We start from the raw sequence: 22,802 nt of genomic DNA on the forward strand, positions 1-22,802 counted from the left end.
ATTTTTACACCTATCGGCAACTGCTAGTATTGCGCCAATCAAGATTCTTTATTGGGGCGGAACATGCAGCGCATCGTTGTTTTGGGTTTGGGTAAGGTTGGAAAACTGGCAGCGACATTGCTGCACGAGGCGGAATTTGACGTCACCGGCGTCGATCTGGCCCCGCCCAGCGGCACCCTGCCCTTTGCCGTGACATCTGCAGATATCGGGTCCTCGGAAGTTCTGGCAGATCTTTTTTCCAAAACCGATGCCGTCCTGTCCTGCCTGCCCTATCACCTGAATATTGGTGTGGCCAATGCTGCCCATGCGGCTGGCATCCATTATTTTGACCTGACAGAGGATGTTCCGACAACCAAGCATATTCAGGAACTTGCCAAATCTTCCAAGGGGTTGATGGCGCCGCAATGCGGGCTGGCCCCGGGTTTTGTCGGAATCGTTGGCGCCGATCTGATCAGCAAATTCGATGAATGCCGGTCGTGTAAGATGCGCGTCGGGGCCCTGCCACAAAACCCGACCGGATTGATGGGCTATGCCTTCAACTGGTCACCCGAAGGCGTCGTGAACGAATACCTGAACGATTGCGAGGTGATTGAGGAAGGCCAGCGCAAATGGGTCAGCCCGATGGAATGGCACGAAACCCTCTACATCGATGGGGTGAAACTCGAGGCATTCACCACCTCCGGGGGCCTGGGCACCATGTGCGACAGCTATTTGGGCACGGTCGCCAATATCGACTATAAAACCATGCGCTATCCCGGCCATATGGAACTGATGAATTTCTTCTTCCACGAACTGTTGATGCGTGAACGTCGCGAAGAGGCCGGGCAAATCCTCGTCAATGCCAAACCCCCCGTATCTGACGATGTGGTCTATGTGCACATCGCCGCCGAGGGCTTGATAGATGGGCGCCTGACCCGCGAAGAGTTCGTGCGCGGCTACCGCCCGGTTAACGTCGCCGGCGAATCCCGCACCGCCATCGCCTGGACCACAGCCGGATCAGTGGTAGGCGTGATCGAGATGGTCAAGGCCGGCGCCCTGCCCAGCCACGGCTTCCTGAAACAAGAAGACATCCCGCTGGACGCTTTCCTGAAAACTCGCACCGGATCGCTTTACAACGGGTAAGGGTTGAAGAATGTTCGGGCGAATTGACATCACTGTTTGGGATCAAAAATGACCACCTCTGCCCCCTTTCGCCGTTCCGACCGCGCCAGCAATCTGAAACTGTCAGAAATTGTACGCATATCCGAGGCTGCCCGTGCCAGAAAGGCAAAGGGTCATGATGTCCTGAGCTTTGGCACCGGGGAGCCTGATTTCCCGACCCCGCCCCATGTGATCGACGCAGCGATGCAGGCGGCGCGCGCGGGGCAGACCACCTATCCGCCGACCGCCGGCACCCCGGCGCTGCGGCAGGCCGTGGCCGATCTAAATGGGGTGGACATAGCGCAGGTGATCATTTCGACCGGCGCAAAACAGGTTTTGAACAACGCCTTTCAATGCTCGCTCAATCCTGGCGATCAGGTTATCACCCCAGCGCCCTATTGGACCAGCTATTCCGATATTGTCGAAATGTGCGAAGCCGAAATGGTGCTGGTGCCTTGCGGGGCTGACACCGGATTTTGCCTGACGCCGGATGCCCTGCGTGCCGCGATCACGGATAAAACCCGTTGGCTGCTTCTGAACACGCCTGGCAACCCATCAGGCGCCATGTATTCGGGTGATGATCTGGCCGCGCTCGCCGATGTGCTGCGCGACCACCCGCATGTCTGGATCATCTCGGATGAGATTTACGAACACATCGCTTATGCACCCTTCACCTCTTTCCGCACAGTCGCACCCGATCTGGCCGACCGGATGCTAATTGTGAACGGCGCCTCCAAAGCCTATGCCATGACCGGTTGGCGGCTGGGCTGGGGAACCGGCCCGGTGGAGTTGATCAAGGCGATGACCGCCGTTCAGGGGCAATGCACGTCTGGCGCATCGTCGATTTCTCAGGCCGCAGCATTGGCCGCCCTACAAGGGCCGCAGGATTTTCTTTCAGAACGTTGTGCCGAATTTAAATCCCGCCGTGACCACGTTGTTGGCGCGCTGAACGCAATCGATGGCATGTCCTGCCCCACCCCCGGCGGCGCGTTCTATGTCTTCCCGGATTGCACCGGCTGCCTGGGCAAACGCACGCCAGAGGGCCACATGTTGGAATCTGACGCCGATCTTTGTGATTATATCCTGTCCGAGGGCAATGTCGCATTGGTCCCCGGCCGCGCCTTTGGCCTGCCCGGACATTTCCGCCTGTCATACGCCTACGCGATGGAAGATCTGGTCGAGGGATGCAATCGCATCGCCACAGCCATCGCCACACTTGAAGGAGCCTGAGATGGCCAAAGACCTATCCCCCCAATCCCAACCGGGCCTCAGCAGCTTCAATTGGGAAGATGCCTTCCGGATTGAGGATCAGTTGACCGAAGAGGAACGGATGATCCGCGATTCCGCGCAATCTTACGCGCAAGAGCGACTGATGCCGCGGGTGATGGCAGCCTATGAGCGCGAGGAAACCGACCCTGAAATTTTTCGCGAAATGGGGGAGATGGGCCTGCTGGGCGTCACCATCCCCGAGGCTTATGGCGGGATTGGTGCGGGCTATGTCAGCTATGGTCTCGTGGCACGAGAGGTCGAGCGTGTGGATAGCGGCTATCGGTCGATGATGTCTGTGCAAAGCTCGCTGGTCATGTACCCGATCCATGCCTACGGAACAGAGGATCAGCGCAACAAATACCTGCCGAAACTGGCCTCTGGTGAATGGATCGGCTGTTTCGGGCTGACCGAACCCAATGCGGGATCGGACCCTGCGGGCATGAAAACCGTCGCGAAGAAAACCGATGGCGGCTACGTCCTGAACGGCAGCAAAATGTGGATTTCAAACGCCCCCATCGCCGATGTCTTTGTCGTCTGGGCCAAGTCCGACGCCCATGGCGGCAAGATCAAGGGCTTTGTCCTGGACAAGGGTACACCCGGGCTCTCCGCCCCCAAGATCGGCAACAAGCTCAGCTTGCGCGCCTCGATCACTGGCGAGATCGTGATGAAGGATGTCGAGGTGGGCGAGGACGCACTTTTGCCCGATGTTGAGGGGCTGAAAGGCCCGTTCGGCTGCCTGAACCGCGCGCGTTATGGCATCAGTTGGGGCGTTCTGGGCGCGGCAGAGTTTTGCTGGCACGCGGCCCGGCAATATGGGATGGATCGCAAACAGTTCGACAAGCCACTGGCGGGCACGCAGCTTTTCCAGAAAAAACTGGCCGATATGCAGACCGAAATCACCCTGGGCCTACAGGGCAGCCTGCGCGTGGGCCGATTGATGGACGAGGGCAACGCCGCCCCGGAAATGATCAGCCTGATGAAACGCAACAATTGCGGCAAGGCGCTGGATGTGGCGCGTCACGCCCGTGACATGCATGGCGGTAATGGAATTTCCGGCGAATTTCACGTGATCCGGCATATGGTGAACCTGGAAACCGTGAACACTTATGAGGGCACCCATGATGTGCATGCCCTGATCCTAGGCCGCGCCCAAACTGGGCTGCAGGCGTTTTTCTGAGGGGGACGGGGGCTGTCTGCCCCCTCTTGACCCTGACGGGCCAATTCACCCCCGAAGGTATTTCGGGCGAAAGGAAGATGAGGCGTTTTGATGGACCGCGCGGATATTGTTCATGAGGCTTTCCTGAAGCGGGTGACAGGGGGCGATCTGCCCACGGGTGCGGCACCATCTGGGCCGCTGACACCCGAGGAGGCCGTGGCGATTTTCCGTGCCCAATGCCTCAGCCGGAACCTTGATCGCCGCTCGCGCAAGATGCAGGCGGCGGGTCAGGGGTTTTATACCATCGGATCATCAGGGCACGAGGGCATGGCGGCAGTGGCCTCCGCGCTTCGCCCAGATGACATGGCCTTTCTTCACTACCGCGACGGGGCCTTTCAGACCCGACGCTCGGCCATGGTGCCGGGGGTCAGCGCCGCCTGGGATATGCTGCTCAGTTTTGCCACGTCATCAGAGGACCCGATTTCTGGCGGGCGGCACAAGGTTCTGGGATCCAAGCGCCTGAACATCCCACCGCAGACCTCCACCATCGCCAGCCATCTGCCCAAGGCCGTGGGCGCTGCCTATTCCATTGGTCTGGCAAAGCGGCGGGCACCGGAACACAAGGCGTTGTCCGATGACAGCATCGTCATGTGTTCCTTTGGTGATGCCTCATCCAACCATTCAACCGCACAGGGCGCGATCAACACCGCCTGCTGGACCTCGTTCCAATCGGTGCCGCTACCGCTCTTGTTCGTCTGCGAGGATAACGGCATCGGCATTTCCGTGCGCACGCCCAAGGGCTGGGTGGCGGCGAATTACGCGGGCAAACCGGGGCTAAAATATTTCCACGCCGATGGGCTCGATATCTTTGACACCTACCGCGTGGCGGCGGAGGCGGCAGAATACGTCCGCACCCGTAAGAAACCCGCTTTTCTGCATCTGAACCTTGTGCGGCTTTACGGCCATGCCGGATCGGACATGCAGCAAACCTATCTGTCCAAACAGGTGTTTGAAGGGTGGGAGGCCGACGATCCATTACTGCATTCCGCGCGGCTGCTGATCGAGACGGGCGCGCTGAGCGCCGACGAGGCGCTGGCGATTTACACGGAGACAGAGGCCCAATGCGCCCGCGTCGCGGAAGAGGTCATCAAACGCCCGTGCCTGAAAACCGCCAGCGACGTGATGGCGAGCATCATCCCGCCAAAGCGCGACTGCGCCCCCACCAATGGGCCGGATGCGGTAAAACGCGCAGAGGTTTTTGGCACCGATATGCGCGCCATGGCAGATCCGCAGCCCATGTCACGGCTGATCAACTGGGCGCTGACCGATCTGATGCTGGAACATGGCGAAATCGCCGTGATGGGCGAGGATGTCGGGCAAAAGGGCGGCGTTTACGGCGTCACGCAAAAACTGTGTGATCGCTTTGGGCCTGACCGCGTGATCGACACGCTTTTGGATGAACAAAGCATTCTGGGCCTCGCCATTGGCATGGCGCATAACGGTTTCATCCCGATGCCGGAAATTCAGTTCCTGGCCTATCTGCACAATGCCGAGGATCAGATCCGGGGGGAGGCGGCGACATTGTCCTTCTTCTCTAACGGTCAGTTCACCAACCCGATGGTCCTGCGGATAGCCGGGCTGGGCTATCAAAAGGGGTTTGGCGGGCATTTCCACAATGACAACTCGCTGGGCGTGCTGCGCGACATCCCCGGCGTGATCGTCGCGGTTCCCAGTCACGGGGCCGATGCCGCCCGAATGCTGCGTGAATGTGTGCGATTGGCACGAGAGGAACAACGTGTGGTGGTCTTTGTCGAACCCATCGCGCTCTACCCGATGCGCGATTTGCACGAGGACAAGGATGCAGGCTGGATGCGCACTTACCCGGCCCCGGATGAGCGTATCGGGTTGGGTGAGGTCGGCGTGACAGGCGATGGGCCTCTGGCCATCGTCACCTATGGCAATGGCCATTACTTCAGCCAGCAGGCCACGAAAGAACTGGCCGCCAAGGGGATCGAAACCCGCATCATCGACATCCGCTGGATTGCTCCGGTTCCCGAAGAAGGGATCATCTCGGCGTTGAACGGCGCCAAAAAAGTTCTGGTCGTCGATGAATGCCGCCGGTCCGGCAATGTGGCAGAGGCGCTGATGACCCTGATCGGCGAACGCACCACCCTGCACCACGCACGCGAGGTCGCCCAAGACAGCTTCATCGCCACCGGCCCCGCCTATGCCGCAACCATGCCGTCGAAAGACAGCATCATCGCCGCGGCAGAACAACTATGGGGGGCGACATGAAACAGACCGCCATTGTCATCGCCCCCGGACGCGGGACCTATAACCGCGAGGAGTTGGGATATCTCTCCCGCCACCACGCGGACAAGACCGATCTGATTGCCAGCTTTGACGCCTATCGCAGTGCGCAAGGTCAACCGACGCTCAGCACGCTGGATGGCGCAGAACGGTTTTCCGGCGCGACACATATCCGGGGCGACAATGCCTCCGCCCTGATCCATGCCTGTGCCTATGCTGATTTTCTGTCCATCGACCCCGACCGGTTCGACATTCTGGGCGTCACCGGCAATTCCATGGGCTGGTATATCGCCCTTGCCTGCGCTGGTGCACTGGGGCCGCAAGAGGGCCTGACTGTCGTCAACACCATGGGCACACTGATGCACAATCATGCGCCGGGCGGGCAGACGATTTACCCTTATGTCGATGACACATGGCGCGCCATCCCCGGTCGGCGGGGCGAAATCCTGACCAAAGCCGCAGAAATCAACGCGGGCGACGCCACGCTTGGCCTGTCCGTAGACCTTGGCGGGATGCTGGTTCTGGCGGGGGATGAGGCCGGATTGGCAATGTTCGAGGCCGCCATGCCCCGCGTGCATGATCGTTTCCCCCTGCGCCTGCCGGGCCACGCGGCCTTTCACACCCCGATGATGGCGGATGTCGCCACGATGGGACAATTTCACCTGGGGCCTGACCTCTTTCAGCAACCACACCTGCCCCTGATCGACGGGTGCGGGGGGATGTGGCACCCGAAGGCCACCAACCTGACCCGACTGCGCGACTACACGCTGGGCCATCAGGTGACGGAGTCCTACGATTTTGCCATCGCCATTCGCCTGACCGCGCGCGAATTCATGCCCGATGTGTTTATCATTCTGGGCCCCGGCACCACGCTGGGCGGATCAGTGGCGCAATCCCTAATCGCCGCCGATTGGCGCGGAATGAACAGCAAAGCCACCTTCCAGCAGATGCAGAAAGTCGCCCCGCGCCTGTTGTCTATGGGGATGGAAGATCAGCGCGCCATCGTCACCGGCCGCTAACCGGTCGGATTTTTCGCAGGCATCCGGTTTTGATCCCGGCTATACCCGGATCAGGAACGATGTGACGGGCGAATCTCTTGGGCGAGCCACAGATATTTTTTGATCAGGGACCCGAAGGCCGGGCCTGCCGCTTTGGTGGGGCCAAGCGTCTGATCGTGGCTGAAACACCCGCAGAGGTCCCCGAAGCGCTTGATCAAATCGCGCAGGCACAGGCACAGGGCCATTGGATCGCGGGCTATGCCAGCTATGAATTGGGCTATGTCCTGATGCCGAAATTGGGCCACCTGATGCCCGGTGATCGGGATACACCGCTTCTGGCCTTTGGCGTCTTTGATGCGCCAACGGACGGGACGCCCCCAGCCAATGGCCCCGCCAACCTGACCCTGCCGCAACCCCGCTGGGACCGCGACCACTACCGCGCCGCCTTTGACCGTCTCAAGGCCTATATCGGTGCAGGCGACACCTATCAGATCAACCTGACCTTCCCCATGGCCGCACAAATGACGGGTGATCCCGGCGCGCTCTACGCGCTGCTTGCCCAGCGCCAACCGGTGGAACACGGGGCCTATGTGGATTTCGGCATTGGTCCCTTGATCCTGTCCCGCTCTCCCGAACTCTTCTTTCGCACCACTGCCGACGGGGTGATCGAAACCCTGCCGATGAAAGGCACCATCGCCCGTGGCTTGACACCGGAGGAGGACGAGGCCCGCAAGGCGTGGCTGCACAATGACACCAAGAACCGGGCCGAAAACCTGATGATCGTGGACCTCTTGCGCAATGATATCAGCATGATTGCCAAGATCGGATCGGTGAAAGTGCCAGAACTGTTCAAGGTTCAGACCTTCGCCACCGTTCATCAGATGGTCAGCCGTGTGCAGGCCCAGTTGCTGCCCAATATTGGCCTGCCCGATATCCTGCGCGCGCTCTTTCCTTGCGGATCAATCACCGGTGCGCCAAAGCACCGCGCCATGGAGATCATTGATGAGCTGGAATCCGAGCCACGCGGCATCTATTGCGGTGCGATCGGCTGGATGGCCCCGGATGGGCGGTCATCCTTCAACGTGGCAATCCGTACCCTCTGCATGTTTGAAAATGGCCGCGTGCGTCTGAATGTCGGCGGCGGGGTGGTCTGGGACAGCACAGCGCCCTCGGAATACGAAGAGGCTTTGCTAAAATCCCGCTATGCTAGGCTGCCGCAAGATGGATGATACTTTTCGCATCATCGAGACCTTCGGTTGGCACTCCGGTGAAGGGGCGCGGCGGATCGACCGGCATCTGGCGCGCATGGCTCGCACGGCGGAAACGTTGGGAATCACCTTCGTGATTGAGGGCGCGCAGACCCTGATTTCTGGCATCACCAACGAAACTCCACTGCGCTGCCGCCTGACGCTGGACCGGGCGGGCGGGTTTGATCTGACAACCGCCCCGCTGGGTGATGCCCCGCCAAAATGGCGCATCGCCATCGCCCCTGACCGCTTGCATTCGACCGACCGCTGGCTGGGGATGAAAACCACCAACCGGGCGATTTATGATCAGGCCCGCGCCGCCCTGCCCGATGGGGTGGATGAACTGATCTTTGTGAATGAACTTGGCCATCTGTGCGAAGGCACGATCACCAATCTCTTTGCCGATCTGGGTGACGGGTTGGTCACGCCCCCGCTATCTGACGGGCTCTTGCCCGGCATCCTGCGCGAAGAGATGTTGGAGAGCGGCAAAGCCCAAGAGGCCACCCTAACCCCCGCTGACCTGATCCGCGCACAGCGCCTTTATGTCGGAAATTCGTTGCGCGGGCTGATCCCGGCCACGCTCATCAGCACGTAAATCCACACCGTCGTAATACCGACGCAATACCGACGTGCTGCAGACACCTGTTTTGACCAGCCAAACGACCTGCGCTTACTCCGCCGCATCCCTGACCTGCCGTTCCTCTGGCAGATACAAATAGTCCCGGGTCAGGGGCACCGCGTCCTGCTGGCGGGTCAACTGAAACTGGAACACCACCTGCCGATGCAGGCGGAAGGTCAGCTCCGCCGAGATCAGATAGAACCGCCACATACGGATGAAGCGTTCGTCATAGATCTCTCGCACCTTGTCGAGATTGGCCATGAACCGTTCATACCAGACCTTCAGCGTTTCGGCATAATGCAGCCGCCAGACCTCTATATCCGTGGTCCAAAGCTGTTCCTTTTCAATCGCTTTTGCGGTTTCTGACAGCGACGGGATGTAACCGCCGGGGAAAATATACTTGTCAATCCAAGGGCTTGTGCGGCTTGGCACATCGCAGCGCCCGATCGTGTGGATCAGGGCCACGCCATCGGATGTCAGCATCCGGCGGATATTGCGGAAATACTCCCGGTAATGCGGCACGCCCACGTGTTCGAACATGCCGACCGAAACAATGCGATCGAACCGGTCAGCAACCCGGCGATAATCCTGCAGGCGAATGTCGATCTGATCTTGCAGCCCGGCCGCATGCACCCGTTCTGTCGCCACCTTGTGCTGTTCTTCCGACAAGGTCACGCCCGTCACCCTAACCCCGAAATCGCGGGCCAAAGTGATCGCCATCCCACCCCATCCGCAACCAATATCCAGTACCCTCACCCCCGGCTCCAGACAAAGTTTCCGGGCGATATGGGCCTTTTTCGCAACCTGCGCCTCTTCCAAGGACATGTCAGAATCTTTGAAATAAGCGCAGGAATATTGCTTGTCCGCGTCCAAAAACAGATCATACAACGCACCTGACAGATCATAATGATGGGCCACATTGCGTTGCGCCCGCCCGATCGGGTTGATCTGTTTGAACCGACCAACAATGCGCCCAAACAACCGTTCCAGCCCGTGACCCTTGCCAATTGAAAAATTGCGGATGCCGATGCTGATCAGGCCGTAAAGATCATCATCCTCTATGGTCAGCGTCTCATCCATATAGGCCTCACCCGCGGCCAGTTCGGGGCTGATCACAAATTTCCTTGGCATCTGCGGGTCTGTTATCGTCACCCGAACCGGTACACCGCTGCCGTCACCAAAGGTGCTTGATGTGCCGTCAGGCATTATGATGGTCAGGCTGCCGTCTTTCACGATCCGCCCAAGCATCGTTAGAAAGATTTTATCCCACATCGCACACCCCCAAATTCTCAGTTCGTGCGTTCCAGCATTGTCTTTCGCAGGAAGAATTTGACCAATTTCAGCGTAACTTGTCCAGTTTGTTGTGTTTTCAGTCTACTTCTGGGCGAAATCCGCGTGACAATCCTTTGGCAATGGGCGTTCTGTCCTTGACTTCCGGGCCCGCGCAAGGTGTATCGGCGCGGATGTATGAACTTCCCTGACGAGGACCCGCGATGCACGCCTTTCGCAGCCATAATTGCGCCGATCTGAACAAATCCAATGTCGGTGAAACCGTTCGCCTGTCCGGCTGGGTTCACCGGGTGCGCGATCATGGTGGTATCCTGTTCATCGACCTGCGCGATCACTACGGCATGACGCAAGTGCTGGCCGATCCGGACAGCCCGGCCTTTGCCGATGTGGAAAAGGTTCGTTCCGAATGGTGCATCCGAATTGATGGCGAGGTCAAAGCCCGCGATCCCGAACTGGTAAACTCGAAACTGCCCACCGGTGAGGTTGAGGTGTTCGTGCGTGAACTGGAGGTTCTGGGCGCCGCGGATGAATTGCCGCTGATGGTCTTTGGCGATCAGGAATACCCCGAAGAAACCCGCTTGCGCTATCGTTACCTCGACCTGCGCCGGGAAAAGCTACAGCGCAACATGACCCTGCGCTCTGACGTTGTATCCTCTATGCGCAAGCGCATGTGGGATATTGGTTTCCGCGAATTTCAGACCCCGATCATCACCGCCTCCAGCCCCGAAGGGGCGCGCGATTTTCTGGTGCCTTCGCGCCTGCATCCGGGCAAGTTTTATGCCCTGCCTCAGGCCCCGCAGCAGTTCAAACAGCTGATCATGGTCTCTGGCTTTGACAAATACTTCCAGATCGCGCCGTGTTTCAGGGACGAAGACCCCCGCGCCGACCGTTCCCCCACCGATTTCTACCAGTTGGATTTAGAGATGTCTTTTGTCGAACAAAAGGACGTCTTCGACACCATTCAACCGGTTCTTCGGGGCGTGTTCGAAGAATTCGGTGGCGGCCGCAAGGTCGATACCGATTGGCCGCTGATCTCGTATAAAGATGCAGCGCTGAAATTTGGCACGGACAAACCCGACCTCAGAAACCCGATCGAAATGCAGGATGTCTCTGATCATTTCCGCGGCTCCGGCTTTGCCATTTTTGCCAAGCTTTTGGAAAACGAAGGCACGGAAATCAGGGCTATCCCCGCCCCCACCGGCGGCAGCCGCAAATTCTGTGATCGCATGAATGCCTTTGCCCAGAAAGAGGGCCTGCCGGGCATGGGGTATATCTTCTGGCGCAAACAATCGGCTGACACCATTGCCCAAGAACGTGGAATCAAGGTGAAAGAGGTGAATGCCCTGATCAATTCCGGCGAGATTGTTCTGGGAACCGAAGCCGCCGGTCCTCTGGCCAAAAACATCGGTCCCGAACGGACAGAGGCGATCCGCCAACAACTGGGTTTAGAGGTCGGCGATGCGGCCTTCTTCCTGGGCGGCAAGCCATCCGCCTTTGAAACCGTCGCCGGCAAAGCCCGGGTCGTGATCGGGGATGAGCTTGGCCTGACGGACAAAGACCGCTTTGCCTTTGCCTGGATTGTCGATTTCCCGATGTACGAGGCGGACGAGGAAACCGGACGCGTAGAATTCAGCCATAACCCGTTTTCCATGCCCCAGGGCGGGCTGGAAGCACTGGATGGCGATCCGCTGGAGGTTCTGGGCTATCAATATGACCTCGCCTGCAACGGCTATGAACTGGTGTCGGGTGCCATTCGGAACCACAAGCCAGAAATCATGTTCAAGGCCTTTGAACTGGCAGGTTACGGCGAGGACGAAGTGCGCAAGCGGTTCGGTGGCATGGTCAATGCCTTTAAATTTGGCGCCCCTCCACACGGTGGCTGCGCGGCAGGGATCGATCGGATCGTCATGCTCTTGGCCGATGAGGCCAACATCCGCGAGGTCATCATGTTCCCGATGAACCAACGCGCCGAGGATCTGATGATGGAAGCGCCCAGTGATCCAACCAACGAACAGTTACGTGAACTGTCTCTGCGGGTCATCGAACAGGACTAATCCCCTGAACCCGAACAGAAGGGCGCGATGTAACAAGCGCGCCTTTTCGTTTTGGTCCAAATACTCTGGCGATCCGCTGAACGGGGCAAATCCTTTATTTTACCTCGTCGGCCAACAGCCAGCCAAAAACCACTGTGGCGACCACGGCTGCAAACAGTTGCACCAGCACAAAGCCCAACACATGGGCCGGGTCAATTCCCGCAAATGTATCCGAAAACCCACGCGCAATTGTCACCGCCGGATTGGCGAAAGACGTGGATGACGTGAACCAATAGGCCGCCGTAATGTAGAGCCCGACAGCCATTGGCACAAAGCTTGGCCGCGATTTTAGGCAAGCCAGAATGGTTCCGACCAAACCAAACGTCGCAACAAACTCCCCGGCCCATTGTCCGACACCTGTGCGCGACGTGGTGGACGGGTCAATAATCGCATTGTCAAACATCAGATGGGCGGCAAATACGCCGAGTATCCCACCCAGAATCTGAACCAACACATAAGACCCCGCCAGGCGCGGCGCGATCTCTTTTCGGATCAGAAAGGCCAGTGTCACAGCCGGGTTGAAATGCGCGCCGGAAATCGGCCCAAACATCGTGATCAGCACCACCAGAATCGCGCCGGTCGGGATCGTATTGCCCATCAATGCGATGGCGATATTACCCCCCGCCAGACGTTCTGCCATGATCCCAGATCCAACAACGGTGGCCAAAAGGAAAAAGGTTCCCAATGCTTCGGCAGCAAGTCTTCGCATGATAAATTTCGTCCCCTCTGCTCTTCACGTCTCAGCGCGAATTTCACCAGTCGCGCCAGATCGGCGGCTCATAGCATCAAATTGTCATCGCTTTAAGACACTACATCCTGCGGAGGTTAACCAGTGGAAATATCCATGTCTTCGACCTCTTTCGCAAGCCAATCTCCAAACGCCACAATTTTGGGATCGGGAACCGTGGTTTTCGGCCAAACCAAATATGTGCCGTTAACTCCGGTAACGGTGTCCGGGTGCAGACGCACCAGATGCCCGTTTCCCAACTCTTGCGCGGCAAAGCGCTGATCGACCAATGCAACACCCCCGCCCGTTAGAAGAAAATCCAAAACCACAGCACGATTCTCCAGTTTGATCGGTGCGGGCCGGGCGGGATTGTTCAGCCCCACGTTGCGACACCACAGTTGCCAGTCTTTTTGGGCCCCTGGGGACACTGCATAGGGCATTGCTGCGATTTCTGACGGATTAAGCGGCAGATCTTTGCCCGCAACCCGTTCCGGGGCGCAGACCGGTGCCGACCGGTCCTGAGAGATCAGCCGTGCCTCCACGCCTGACCAATCACCTGACCCGTACCTGATAGCCACGTCAAAGGCTCCTTGAGTCAAATCCACAAGGCCAGCATGCAGATCGAGTTCAACATCGATTTGGGGATTCTGTTTCTGGAACTCTGAAAGTCGGGGCAGCACAAATCGATACCCGAATGCCGGAACCGATGAAATTCTAAGCGCCCCGACTGTTTTTGCTTTGCGGATATCATCCGCCGCATCGGCAATCTCAGCAAAACTCTGGGTCAACTTTCCGGCCAGCGCTGCGGCCTCGGGCAGCAGTTCCACCTTGCGCGTCAGGCGGCGAAACAACGGTCGGCCAAAATCCTCTTCCAACGCTTTGATCTGGTGACTGATCGCTGCATGGGTGACATGCAGCTCCTCTGCCGCACTCTTAAAGCTGCCCAACCTTGCGGCGGCCTCAAAGGCGCGCAGTTGCTTCAGCGATGGCAGCGAACGAGTCATAACTCCTATAGGTTAGATCAATTCACCTATGCTGTGAATTCTTATCGTTTGTCGCGATGGTTCTGGAAATTCTATGGTCAATACAGGCGCCGATCGAACGAAACATCATCAAAGATTGGAATAGAACATGACCAAGAACGCACATCATAAACTGTCCGAGATTGAAATCGCTCAACTGCACCACGGATGGCCCCAACTGCCGGCCGAATTGGCAAAAGTCCACGTTGCCCAGCGCAAGACGCAAGAGCAGACCAATGACCGCGCCAGCTTCAGATGCGCCGTCTGCACCCGTATCGCCACGGCCCTCATCGCCACCGGTGAATGGTTCCAAGTCCGGGCGAAAGCGCAGATGCCAGTGTAAGAAAACACATGTGAACAAACGAAAACGGGAGGCTTTAACGCCTCCCTTTTCATCTTGCCCACAACTTACTTATTCCGGGTCAGCCGCGAAAATCAGCCGCTCAGAACAGGGCGCCACCCGCAGAATATTGGTGGTCCCGGGCACATTGAATGGCACCCCTGCCGTCACCACGATCTGGTCGTCCTCTCCGGCAATATTCAGCTTTCTGGCCGCTTTTGCCGCATCCACCACAGCGAATTTAAACCGTTCCAGGATTTCGGTTTGCACACATTGTGCACCCCAAGTCAGGCACAGACGTCGCGCGGTTTTCTGAAGCGGCGTCAACGCCAGGATCGACACGCTGGGCCGTTCGCGGGCGACCAGCAAGGCCGTTCCACCAGATTGCGTGAAACAGCAGATCGCCTTGATGTCTGTGGTTTCTGCAATCTCTCGCGCAGCAGCCACGATGCCGTCAGCAACCGAGGTGCGGTCCGCTTTGCGGCTAGCATCAATCACCTGGCGGTAGGTCGAATCACTTTCGACCTCTATCGCCACGTTGTTCATTGTGGTCACCGCCTCAACCGGATAGCTGCCTGCCGCCGATTCCGCCGACAACATGATGGCATCGGTGCCCTCGTAGATCGCTGTCGCCACATCAGACACCTCGGCCCGTGTCGGGACCGGGCTTTCGATCATCGATTCCAGCATCTGAGTGGCAACGATCACCGGCTTTGCCGCCCGCCGGCAAGCCCGGATCAAACGTTTTTGGATTGGTGGCACGTTTTGAACCGGCAATTCCACACCCAGATCGCCGCGGGCCACCATGATGCCATCAGACACCGCAAGGATGTCATCAAAGCTTTTGACGGCAGCGGGCTTTTCAATCTTCGACAGCACCGCGGCCCGTCCTTGGGCCAGCTCGCGTGCCTCTTTAACATCAGAAGGGCGCTGGACGAAAGAAAGTGCCAGCCAATCGACCCCTAAATCGCAGACAAATTCCAGGTCACGACGGTCCTTTTCGGACAGCGCCGCCAACGGCAACACCACATCGGGCACATTCACGCCCTTGCGGTTTGAAATCGTCCCGCCGACCTCGACCACGCAATCGGCAAAATCATTGCCGCATTCCGTCACCTTCAACCGGATCTTGCCATCATTGACCAGAAGCGTCGCACCCGGTTCAAGCGCGGCAAAGATTTCCTCATGCGGCAGTTGAACCCGGTTTTCATCCCCAGGTTCTGCGACCAGATCCAGCCGGAATGACTGCCCCTCTGCCAGATCTTCGGCGCCGTTGGCAAAAACACCGCAACGCAGCTTTGGCCCCTGAAGATCGGCCAGAATCGCAATCGGATAGCCCAGATCCTCTTCGATCTGGCGAATAATCTGGTGACGTTTCCTGATCTCTTCGTGATCACCATGGCTCATGTTCAGGCGGAACACATCGGCCCCTGCCTCTGTCAGGGCTCGGATCGTTTCATAGTCATCTGATGCCGGACCGAGCGTCGCGACGATCTTTACATTGCGCTGGCGTCTCATCCTGCGTCATCCTTTGCAGTCAATTGGGGCTGAACCAGATGCTCTTATCGCGCATTTCGTTAGCGCTGACAACTGGCGCTTCGCCGCAGTCTTGGTTAGGGATATATCGTTGGGAATCATGACATGCAGATGACAATTCAATCAACGGATACACATCACCCCTTTCACGTGTTCGGGGCAGAGCGCACAGGCCGTTGGGTGATCACTTGCGATCACGCCACAAATGCGGTGCCGCGGGACATCAACAACGGCGATCTAGGGATCAGTGCCGAAGATATGGCACGCCACATCGCCTATGACGTCGGTGCAGCGGGGGTCAGCCTGGCCCTGGCCGAACGGCTGAACAGCCCGGCCATCCTATCCAATTTCTCACGCCTTGTGGTCGATCCCAATCGGGGCGAAGACGACCCGACCGTGTTGATGAAGCTCTACGACGGCACCATCATCCCGGCAAACCGTCACGCCGATACGGCAGAGAAAGAGCGTCGTCTGGCTGCCTATCACCGGCCCTATCACAACGCGGTTGCGGAACTTCTGCAACAACGGCAAGATCCCGTTATCATTGCCATGCACAGCTTTACCCCAAAACTGGCCGGACGCCCCCCGCGCCCTTGGCATATCGCTCTGCTTTACGCTGATGACACAAGGTTGGCGCTGCCGCTCTTGGATCGTTTGCGGGCTGAACACGATTTGTGCGTCGGGGCCAACGAACCCTATGGCGGCCATCTGGAAGGTGATTCCATCGACAGGCACGCTATCCGCAATGATCACCCCAATGTTTTGATTGAGATTAGAAACGATCTGATCAAAACAGAGGACCAGCAACTGGCCTGGGCGGATCGTCTGGCCCCGATCCTGTCTGACGTGCTGGCGGAAACCCAGATCTAGCCCCCATATTGCGATCAGGCACTGCAATCCCTATCTTTGATTCACGCGCGGATCTGAAAGGAGACTGCGATGACATTGGATATGCTGACGGCATTCTTTGGTTGGATGGCTTTGATAAACATAGCTTTTCTGACCATATCGTCCCTTATGCTGATGATGATGAAGGATTGGGTCGCTGAGCTGCATAGTCGGCTCTTTGGGGTCGACGCCGAAAAAGTGAAACATACGATCTATGGTTGGCTTGGGGCTTACAAAATCATGCTCCTGATCTTTTCGCTGGTGCCCTACATCGCGCTGCGCATTATCGGGTAATTGCCCTTTGCGCTTGTGGCTGCTAGGCGAAGCTATTCTTGGAAGACAGGTGAGCTATGGACGACCAAACCAAAATCGAACTCGAAGCCGCAGCCTTTCGCCGCCTGCGGGAACATTTGGCCGAACGCACCGATGCCCAAAACATCGATATGATGAATCTGGCCGGGTTTTGCCGAAACTGCCTGTCGCGCTGGTATCAAGAGGCCGCCGTTGAACGCGGTCTTGATATGACCAAAGATGAAGGGCGAGAAGCCTTCTACGGCATGCCTTATGATCAGTGGAAAGACCGCTATCAGACCGAGGCGACAGAGGAACAAAAGGCCGCTTTTACCAAATCTCACGGTTAACCCGCACGATACTCACCACCCCGCTCAGAGTCCGGTTTTTACACAGGAGCAGAGGTGAATTCCCCTCCCCAACCCTGGCCCATATTTGGAAGTTATTTACCGTTTTAGGCGTAACTGGCAGAGCCCGTCGCACGGAGGCTGATTGCCTAGCGACGGGCGAAGGAATGTCTTGTGTCAGGCGGGGGCCCGTACAATATGGAACATGCAGGGTTCACCAATGGCCTTCTGACTGGTATTTCCAAAGCCTGCCGATTGTCTTCATATTCGACGGTCTATGCCGTTCTGTCGCTGAAATCCGCGATCACGAAATTCAAATCCTTGGGCAAGCGCCCGACAATCCATTTTGAACGGTCTTATGATGACCGGCCGATCCTGCTGCTGGCGCTCTATCAAAAGGGTGTTTTGCGACCCGATACGATCCGCCTGCTGAACGCTGCCAAGGCGGCAGGCATGTATGTGCTGGCGGTCAACACTCTGAAATTGTCGGACCCAATCCGATATGAAGATCTGATCGATTGCTACATCGAACGCTTCAACTTCGGTCGCGACTTCGGCAGCTATAAACTGGGCTTCCTCCATCTGTTCAAAACTGGTTCTGATCAAACCTGTCCCAGACTTGTTCTGCTGAACGACAGCGTCTTTTTTACTGAGAGCCGGATGCCAGCGTTTCTGACACAGATGCTGAAGCGGGATGTGGAAATTCTGGGGGCAACTGAGAACTTTGAAATCGAGTATCATCTGGGGTCGTTCTGCATTGCCATGTCAGGTCATGTCCTGCGTCAACCGCGTTTCCAACGGTACTGGCGTCGATATCGAAATTCAGATGTTCGACCGGCGGTTATCTATCGTGGGGAAATGGGTCTGTCTCGTGTGTTAAGACGCTGCATTTCCGCACCAGATCAGTTGCGGGCGTTGTTTTCATCCTCACAGTATTTGGCGCAGCTCGACTCCGACGATCAACTGGTCGATTTTGCGATCAAAAATGCGCGCGTTTCTTCTCTGACGGGGTGGAAGAGGTTTTCCAGACAGCAGGTTCTGCAAAGGTTTCAGGACATGTTTCAAACGGACGTGTTCAGCAAACACGGGGTCGAGGTCAACATTGATGCCGACCCTGTAGTGGTGAATGAAAAACATCATCTGAATTCATTGAGCGAACTTGCCCAGGCCGCCAAACGCCACCTGACCAACAACAGCACGGATGTGGACCGGACCCTGCACCGAACCCTGTTGGCCGAGCTGGTCGCCGTGTTCATGCAGGGAAGCCAAATTCATCAGAACGCCGCCATTTTGGTGCAGATGGGATTGCCGATCGTTAAATTGGATGGGTTCTATCGGGGTATGTTCGCGGTCGAGGATATTCAGGCCATTTCCGGACAGTTGGAACCTGTAGAGCGCGGAGAATTGCAATCCCTGCTTATGGAGCGCCCTTACGGCGGTGACACGCTGATCGCCTGGAAACGTGTTGCCTTTATGCGAGGTCTGATTTGATGAACACTATCAGGTCAACCGACAGAGCCAATGTGTTTTTGGACGATGCACCGCAAAAGCATGTGTTCATCCACATTCCCAAAACCGCGGGATCCTTCGTACGGTCAGTACTGGAACATCACTATGGCAAGCTTGGTTGTGCCTATCCCACACCACCGTTTCATCGCTTATCGGACATGACCGACAAAACTCTGGTACGGTTTTTGTCAAACAAAGTTCTGATCGGTCATGAGGATTACTTTAGCTTCCACAAACTGGTTGGCGGCTCGGCCTGCTACACCACAATTCTGCGCAACCCGGTGGACCGGGTGATCTCGCTGTACAATCACGCACAAACCCATTTTGACACGTTCCGCGACCAAAAGGTCTCAATGCTCAAGTTCCTGACCCGAAATGCCAGCATCGAGCTTGATAATCTGCAAGTCCGCTATCTGTGCGGAAAACCCAAGGAACAGCCCGTCACCACAGATGATGTCGCCTGTGCCATCGACCTTATTCAGGCGGGCGACCTGCAGGTTGGCATTCAGGAACGGCTGCCCAAGAGTTTCGCCAAACTGAACCTGTTTCAGGAAATCAAGTTGGAACATCACCCCAACAGGGTGAACAGCTCCTCCTTTGGCTTTGATCGCACCTCTTTTTCACAAGGAGAGATTGATACGGTCCGGCAGATGAATGTTCTTGATTTTCAATTGTATAGCTTTTGTCTAGAACGCTTGAAAGCGTTGTAGGTTTCAAACTTTTCTCGATTGTTGTTCCTTAAACCAGTCCCATCTTCCAAGCCCCCCACATAATCGTGGTCTCTGCCCTGCTTTGCCGGTGCAGACCCAGCGCGGCAATGTCACGAACATGGCGCGCAGCCGCTTGTGATCGCAGCGCGGCAAACCGCTGCAACAGGTCCCTGTTTTCGGGTGTCAACCAGTCCTCGGATGTCATGAGTGCAGCAATATTGTCATCCATCCAATGGCGATATCGCTCGCCAAAAATTGATTTAAACCGGTACAGCCGCGCGCGCATGCTCCGGTTTTCACCGACCAGATTTGTGGCGTGCTGGCGATATAACAGCCCCGGTTTAGGGTCATGGATCACCACGCCCCCAGCCCCGCTGATGATCTGGTAAATCCACCAGTCATGCGAGACGATGTTCTTCGCCTGACAACTGGCCGCCTGCACCAGATCCAGCGCCGCCCGATTTAGAACCATCGTGTTGCCACCAGAGATATTCTGCACAAGCGCATTCTTGAAACTGGGTGCCCTCCTGAAATCCGGGGACATTTTGATGGCGTTTTTCTGGGGGGTCCAAATCCAACTGCGGCTGCCATAAAGCGCGGGCGTATCCTCTGGCGTGTGCCGCAAAACATCCAATGCTCGTGACAGCTTTCCCGACAGCCAGATATCATCCTGATCGGAAAGCGCCGCATATCGACAATTCGTGGGAATTTGCCGTAAAAGATGTAGGTAATTCTGGGCAAATCCACGTCGCGACCCGTCGATCAACCTGATGTCATGATTTTGGCAACGCCGCGCGAACCTTGTGGTAAGATCAGGGCCATGGTCAACAGATCCATCATCACTGACAATCAACGACCAGTTCCGGTAGGTTTGCCGTCTAAAGCTATCCAATTGCTCCGGCAAGGTACGCGCCCCATTGCATAACCCCATCACAATCGCGACTTGGGGTGAACCTTTCGCCGGGTCCGTTTCAGAAGATGAAATCATCAGCGCTCAGATCATCGATCAGCGTGTTCGACAGCGTCAAACTGTCGGTGCCGGATGTGATGACCACATCTGCGCCATCCTGCACCATGTGATTGTCGATCAGATCGGTGAAACTGGTAATGTCATCGAGTTGACTGAAATTGATCAACTCATTGGCCGCGACAGGATCGAAATCTGTGATTGTGTCCTGCCCGAACCCGTCATCGAATATGAACTGATCGCCACCATCACCCCCCGTCATTGTGTCGTCGCCTGCGCCACCGGTCAGGAAATCATTCGCGTCCCCGCCATCTAGGATATCGTTGCCTTCCCCACCCTCCAACGTGACCATGCCGACATCGCCGATCAGGGTGTCATTTCCCGCCCCACCATAAAGCAAATCCCGATACCCTTCGCCCTCCAGCATGTCATCGCCATCTCCGCCATAGATGACATCGCGGCCCCCGCCCCCCGACATCGTGTCATTCCCGGCCCCTCCGTGAATTTCGTCATTTCCGCCACCACCAACAATCGAATCGTTGCCATCCTCCCCATACAGAAAATCACGCCCTGCATGGCCCACCAGCCGATCATTCCCGTTGCCGCCAAAAAGTTTGTCACCGGCCGCATTGCCATTCAGGATGTCATCGCCATCTTCCCCATAGATTTCATCCTGGCCGGGATTCCCGATCAGATGATCATTTCCCGCCTCCCCATACATCCGGTCCCCGTTTGAGCTGCCCTCCATCGCGTCATCGCCCATTCCACCCAGAATGATGCCATCTGTCAGGGACGCATCGATGGGACTGCGCGGGTGGTTAAGGACTGACGCCGTTGTAAAGTCATCAGCCGTAAGTGGCTGTCCATCAGCGCTGAAAATCTCAATTGTTTCATCCTGATAGGTGATGATTGCGCCAGTGGTCGTGGGCGTGATGTGGAGCTGATCAACACTGTTCAACATCGGAAAGGCTGACAGATCCAATTGATCGACGCCAGGTTGGAAGTCCATGATCTGATCGGTGCTGCCATCCGCGGACAGCACGAAAACATCGACCCCGCCCCCCCCGGTCAACTGATCCTGCCCGGGCCCATCCATCAAGATGTCATCACCCCCTGCCCCCGACAGGATATCATTACCAATGCCTCCGCTCAGCACATCATCAAGGCCAGCGCCCGTCAGAATATCGTTGCCGGTGGTTCCCTCGATCACGTTGCCCAGAGTACGAATGTCATAGCTGAACTGGCTGATTCCGTGTTCGCTTTCACTGGTGACGAACAGTTGCAATTCACCGTCCAGCGCGACCAGTTCCAAGGCCTGCACATTGACCATGGCGGTCTCTGGCGTGTCGGCAACCGTATCCAACAGAAACAATCGCCCCCCGGGCAACAAGGTAAACAGGCTGATGCCGTCATCACCACCACCAACCGCGACAAAAACCGTGTCACCGACGGCGACCACCGACAAAGCCGTCGCCCCCTGAAATCGCGTATCCAGCGTATCAACGACATGATCGGTCGGCAAAAATTGACCCTCGCCGAAAACGCGAAGAGCACTGAGCGATGAACTCCCCGCCCCTGCCACCAGCACATAGTCCAATCCGTTCATGGTCACGTGTTCTATGTCGGATGGGGCATCCAGGCCAAACCCGTCATCGGCCCCCAGACTGCCTGTCACCACATGCGTGCCATCCTCCTCTACCCGCACGGCAACAATCGTGTCCTCAGATATGCTGGCCATCATCACGACAGGGCGTTGATCCCGAACCGTCTGTGTAAACTCTGTCACATATTGAATGCCCAACTCTTCGGTCGTGGCCCCAGACCCCAACCGAGTTAAGCCCAGATCATCGGTCATCACGAAGACTGAATATCCCGTCTCCCCGGTTTCACTGGCAAAAAGCCAATGTTCGCCATCAACCTCCACCTGCAAGGCAAGGGACAAATCCGGGGCTGGTTCCGTCTCCAGTGGCTCCGCCACGCCCAGCATACTTTGTGTATCCAGCTGATAGGCCATCGGGGCACCGGAATAGACCCCGACCGGCAGGATAAAGGCCCCGTTTGACGTTGTAAGCGTGGTGAGCGTCATCCCCCCCAAAGCCGGCGGCAGGTCCAGAACTTGATGTTCAGCCAGATCAATTGGCGCCCCGCTCAGCAGTTGAAACGTCGTCAACCCGCCGGTTCGCGACAAGGCCACCAACGTCGGCACACCATCGACGACAACGACCTCCAGATCGCGGATCCCGAAATCCCAAATCGCATCATTATCCAGCGTGGTCGACATGTAAGTCAGTTCTGGCAAATCTCGCCCATCCTGCAGCGGTTATTTACCAATAATTAGAGGCG

Annotated in this window: 20 protein-coding genes; 14 read left to right on the plus strand and 6 right to left on the minus strand. The window is 57.1% G+C overall.

Annotated features, from left to right (window positions below; genetic code table 11):
- Window positions 1-63 precede the first annotated feature (63 nt).
- From AC2D8P_RS10690 to AC2D8P_RS10720, 7 genes are all read left to right on the plus strand, one after another.
- The gene (locus AC2D8P_RS10690; protein WP_484702627.1) at window positions 64-1,122 is read left to right on the plus strand and encodes a saccharopine dehydrogenase family protein; all 1,059 of its coding nucleotides are present in this window, start codon (window positions 64-66) and stop codon (window positions 1,120-1,122) included.
- A 48-nt stretch (window positions 1,123-1,170) separates the two neighbouring features.
- Complete coding sequence (locus tag AC2D8P_RS10695) at window positions 1,171-2,370, plus strand: pyridoxal phosphate-dependent aminotransferase (protein WP_484702628.1); 1,200 nt, start codon at window positions 1,171-1,173, stop codon at window positions 2,368-2,370.
- A 1-nt stretch (window position 2,371) separates the two neighbouring features.
- Window positions 2,372-3,586 (plus strand): acyl-CoA dehydrogenase, encoded by a 1,215-nt coding sequence (locus tag AC2D8P_RS10700; protein WP_484702630.1) that lies wholly within the window; start codon window positions 2,372-2,374, stop codon window positions 3,584-3,586.
- Window positions 3,587-3,676: 90 nt separating this feature from the next.
- Complete coding sequence (locus AC2D8P_RS10705) at window positions 3,677-5,860, plus strand: dehydrogenase E1 component subunit alpha/beta (protein WP_484702632.1); 2,184 nt, start codon at window positions 3,677-3,679, stop codon at window positions 5,858-5,860.
- Window positions 5,857-6,894, plus strand: a complete 1,038-nt coding sequence (locus AC2D8P_RS10710) for an ACP S-malonyltransferase (RefSeq protein WP_484702633.1) — start codon at window positions 5,857-5,859, stop codon at window positions 6,892-6,894. The genes AC2D8P_RS10705 and AC2D8P_RS10710 overlap by 4 nt, the downstream gene beginning before the upstream one ends.
- Window positions 6,895-6,971: 77 nt before the next feature.
- Window positions 6,972-8,102 carry an aminodeoxychorismate synthase component I gene (locus tag AC2D8P_RS10715; RefSeq protein ID WP_484702635.1) on the plus strand — a complete coding sequence of 377 codons (1,131 nt, stop codon included), beginning with the start codon at window positions 6,972-6,974 and terminating at the stop codon, window positions 8,100-8,102.
- Window positions 8,095-8,715 carry an aminotransferase class IV family protein gene (locus AC2D8P_RS10720; RefSeq protein WP_484702636.1) on the plus strand — a complete coding sequence of 207 codons (621 nt, stop codon included), beginning with the start codon at window positions 8,095-8,097 and terminating at the stop codon, window positions 8,713-8,715. The genes AC2D8P_RS10715 and AC2D8P_RS10720 overlap by 8 nt, the downstream gene beginning before the upstream one ends.
- Before the next feature lie 75 nt (window positions 8,716-8,790).
- Here the strand turns inward: AC2D8P_RS10720 and AC2D8P_RS10725 are convergent, their stop codons facing one another.
- Window positions 8,791-10,011: a class I SAM-dependent methyltransferase gene (locus tag AC2D8P_RS10725; protein WP_484702638.1), complete on the minus strand. Its 1,221-nt coding sequence runs from the start codon at window positions 10,009-10,011 to the stop codon at window positions 8,791-8,793.
- A gap of 221 nt (window positions 10,012-10,232) precedes the next feature.
- On the opposite strand from AC2D8P_RS10725, the gene aspS reads away from it, so the two are divergent.
- Window positions 10,233-12,083 (plus strand): aspartate--tRNA ligase, encoded by a 1,851-nt coding sequence (gene aspS / locus AC2D8P_RS10730; RefSeq protein WP_484702639.1) that lies wholly within the window; start codon window positions 10,233-10,235, stop codon window positions 12,081-12,083.
- Window positions 12,084-12,177: 94 nt separating this feature from the next.
- Here the strand turns inward: aspS and AC2D8P_RS10735 are convergent, their stop codons facing one another.
- Complete coding sequence (locus tag AC2D8P_RS10735) at window positions 12,178-12,831, minus strand: aquaporin (RefSeq protein ID WP_484702640.1); 654 nt, start codon at window positions 12,829-12,831, stop codon at window positions 12,178-12,180.
- 116 nt (window positions 12,832-12,947) lie between these two features.
- Window positions 12,948-13,853 carry a LysR substrate-binding domain-containing protein gene (locus tag AC2D8P_RS10740; RefSeq protein ID WP_484702641.1) on the minus strand — a complete coding sequence of 302 codons (906 nt, stop codon included), beginning with the start codon at window positions 13,851-13,853 and terminating at the stop codon, window positions 12,948-12,950.
- A gap of 127 nt (window positions 13,854-13,980) precedes the next feature.
- Here AC2D8P_RS10740 and AC2D8P_RS10745 point away from each other — a divergent pair, with 127 nt between their 5' ends.
- Complete coding sequence (locus AC2D8P_RS10745) at window positions 13,981-14,214, plus strand: hypothetical protein (RefSeq protein ID WP_484702643.1); 234 nt, start codon at window positions 13,981-13,983, stop codon at window positions 14,212-14,214.
- A gap of 69 nt (window positions 14,215-14,283) precedes the next feature.
- Here the strand turns inward: AC2D8P_RS10745 and pyk are convergent, their stop codons facing one another.
- Window positions 14,284-15,729: a pyruvate kinase gene (gene pyk, locus AC2D8P_RS10750; RefSeq protein ID WP_484702644.1), complete on the minus strand. Its 1,446-nt coding sequence runs from the start codon at window positions 15,727-15,729 to the stop codon at window positions 14,284-14,286.
- A 129-nt stretch (window positions 15,730-15,858) separates the two neighbouring features.
- On the opposite strand from pyk, the gene AC2D8P_RS10755 reads away from it, so the two are divergent.
- The 5 genes from AC2D8P_RS10755 to AC2D8P_RS10775 all read left to right on the plus strand — a co-directional run bounded on the left by AC2D8P_RS10755 (window position 15,859) and on the right by AC2D8P_RS10775 (window position 19,492).
- Entirely contained in the window at window positions 15,859-16,617 is a 759-nt protein-coding gene (locus AC2D8P_RS10755; RefSeq protein ID WP_484702645.1) for an N-formylglutamate amidohydrolase, read from the plus strand.
- A 69-nt stretch (window positions 16,618-16,686) separates the two neighbouring features.
- Window positions 16,687-16,929: a DUF6868 family protein gene (locus tag AC2D8P_RS10760; protein ID WP_484702646.1), complete on the plus strand. Its 243-nt coding sequence runs from the start codon at window positions 16,687-16,689 to the stop codon at window positions 16,927-16,929.
- Window positions 16,930-16,985: 56 nt separating this feature from the next.
- On the plus strand, window positions 16,986-17,276 hold the full coding sequence (locus tag AC2D8P_RS10765) for a DUF1244 domain-containing protein (protein ID WP_484702648.1): 291 nt from the start codon (window positions 16,986-16,988) through the stop codon (window positions 17,274-17,276).
- Window positions 17,277-17,471: 195 nt separating this feature from the next.
- Entirely contained in the window at window positions 17,472-18,764 is a 1,293-nt protein-coding gene (locus tag AC2D8P_RS10770) for a rhamnan synthesis F family protein (protein ID WP_484702649.1), read from the plus strand.
- Window positions 18,764-19,492, plus strand: coding sequence for a sulfotransferase family 2 domain-containing protein (locus tag AC2D8P_RS10775; RefSeq protein WP_484702651.1), 729 nt, complete (start codon window positions 18,764-18,766; stop codon window positions 19,490-19,492). Before AC2D8P_RS10770 ends, AC2D8P_RS10775 begins: the two co-directional genes overlap by 1 nt.
- Before the next feature lie 28 nt (window positions 19,493-19,520).
- Here AC2D8P_RS10775 and AC2D8P_RS10780 read toward each other — a convergent pair whose 3' ends face one another.
- Window positions 19,521-20,480 (minus strand): glycosyltransferase, encoded by a 960-nt coding sequence (locus AC2D8P_RS10780; protein WP_484702652.1) that lies wholly within the window; start codon window positions 20,478-20,480, stop codon window positions 19,521-19,523.
- Entirely contained in the window at window positions 20,464-22,758 is a 2,295-nt protein-coding gene (locus AC2D8P_RS10785; RefSeq protein WP_484702654.1) for a calcium-binding protein, read from the minus strand. Before AC2D8P_RS10785 ends, AC2D8P_RS10780 begins: the two co-directional genes overlap by 17 nt.
- Window positions 22,759-22,802: the final 44 nt, after the last annotated feature.

This window comes from Roseovarius sp. YIN77 (genome assembly GCF_057219155.1).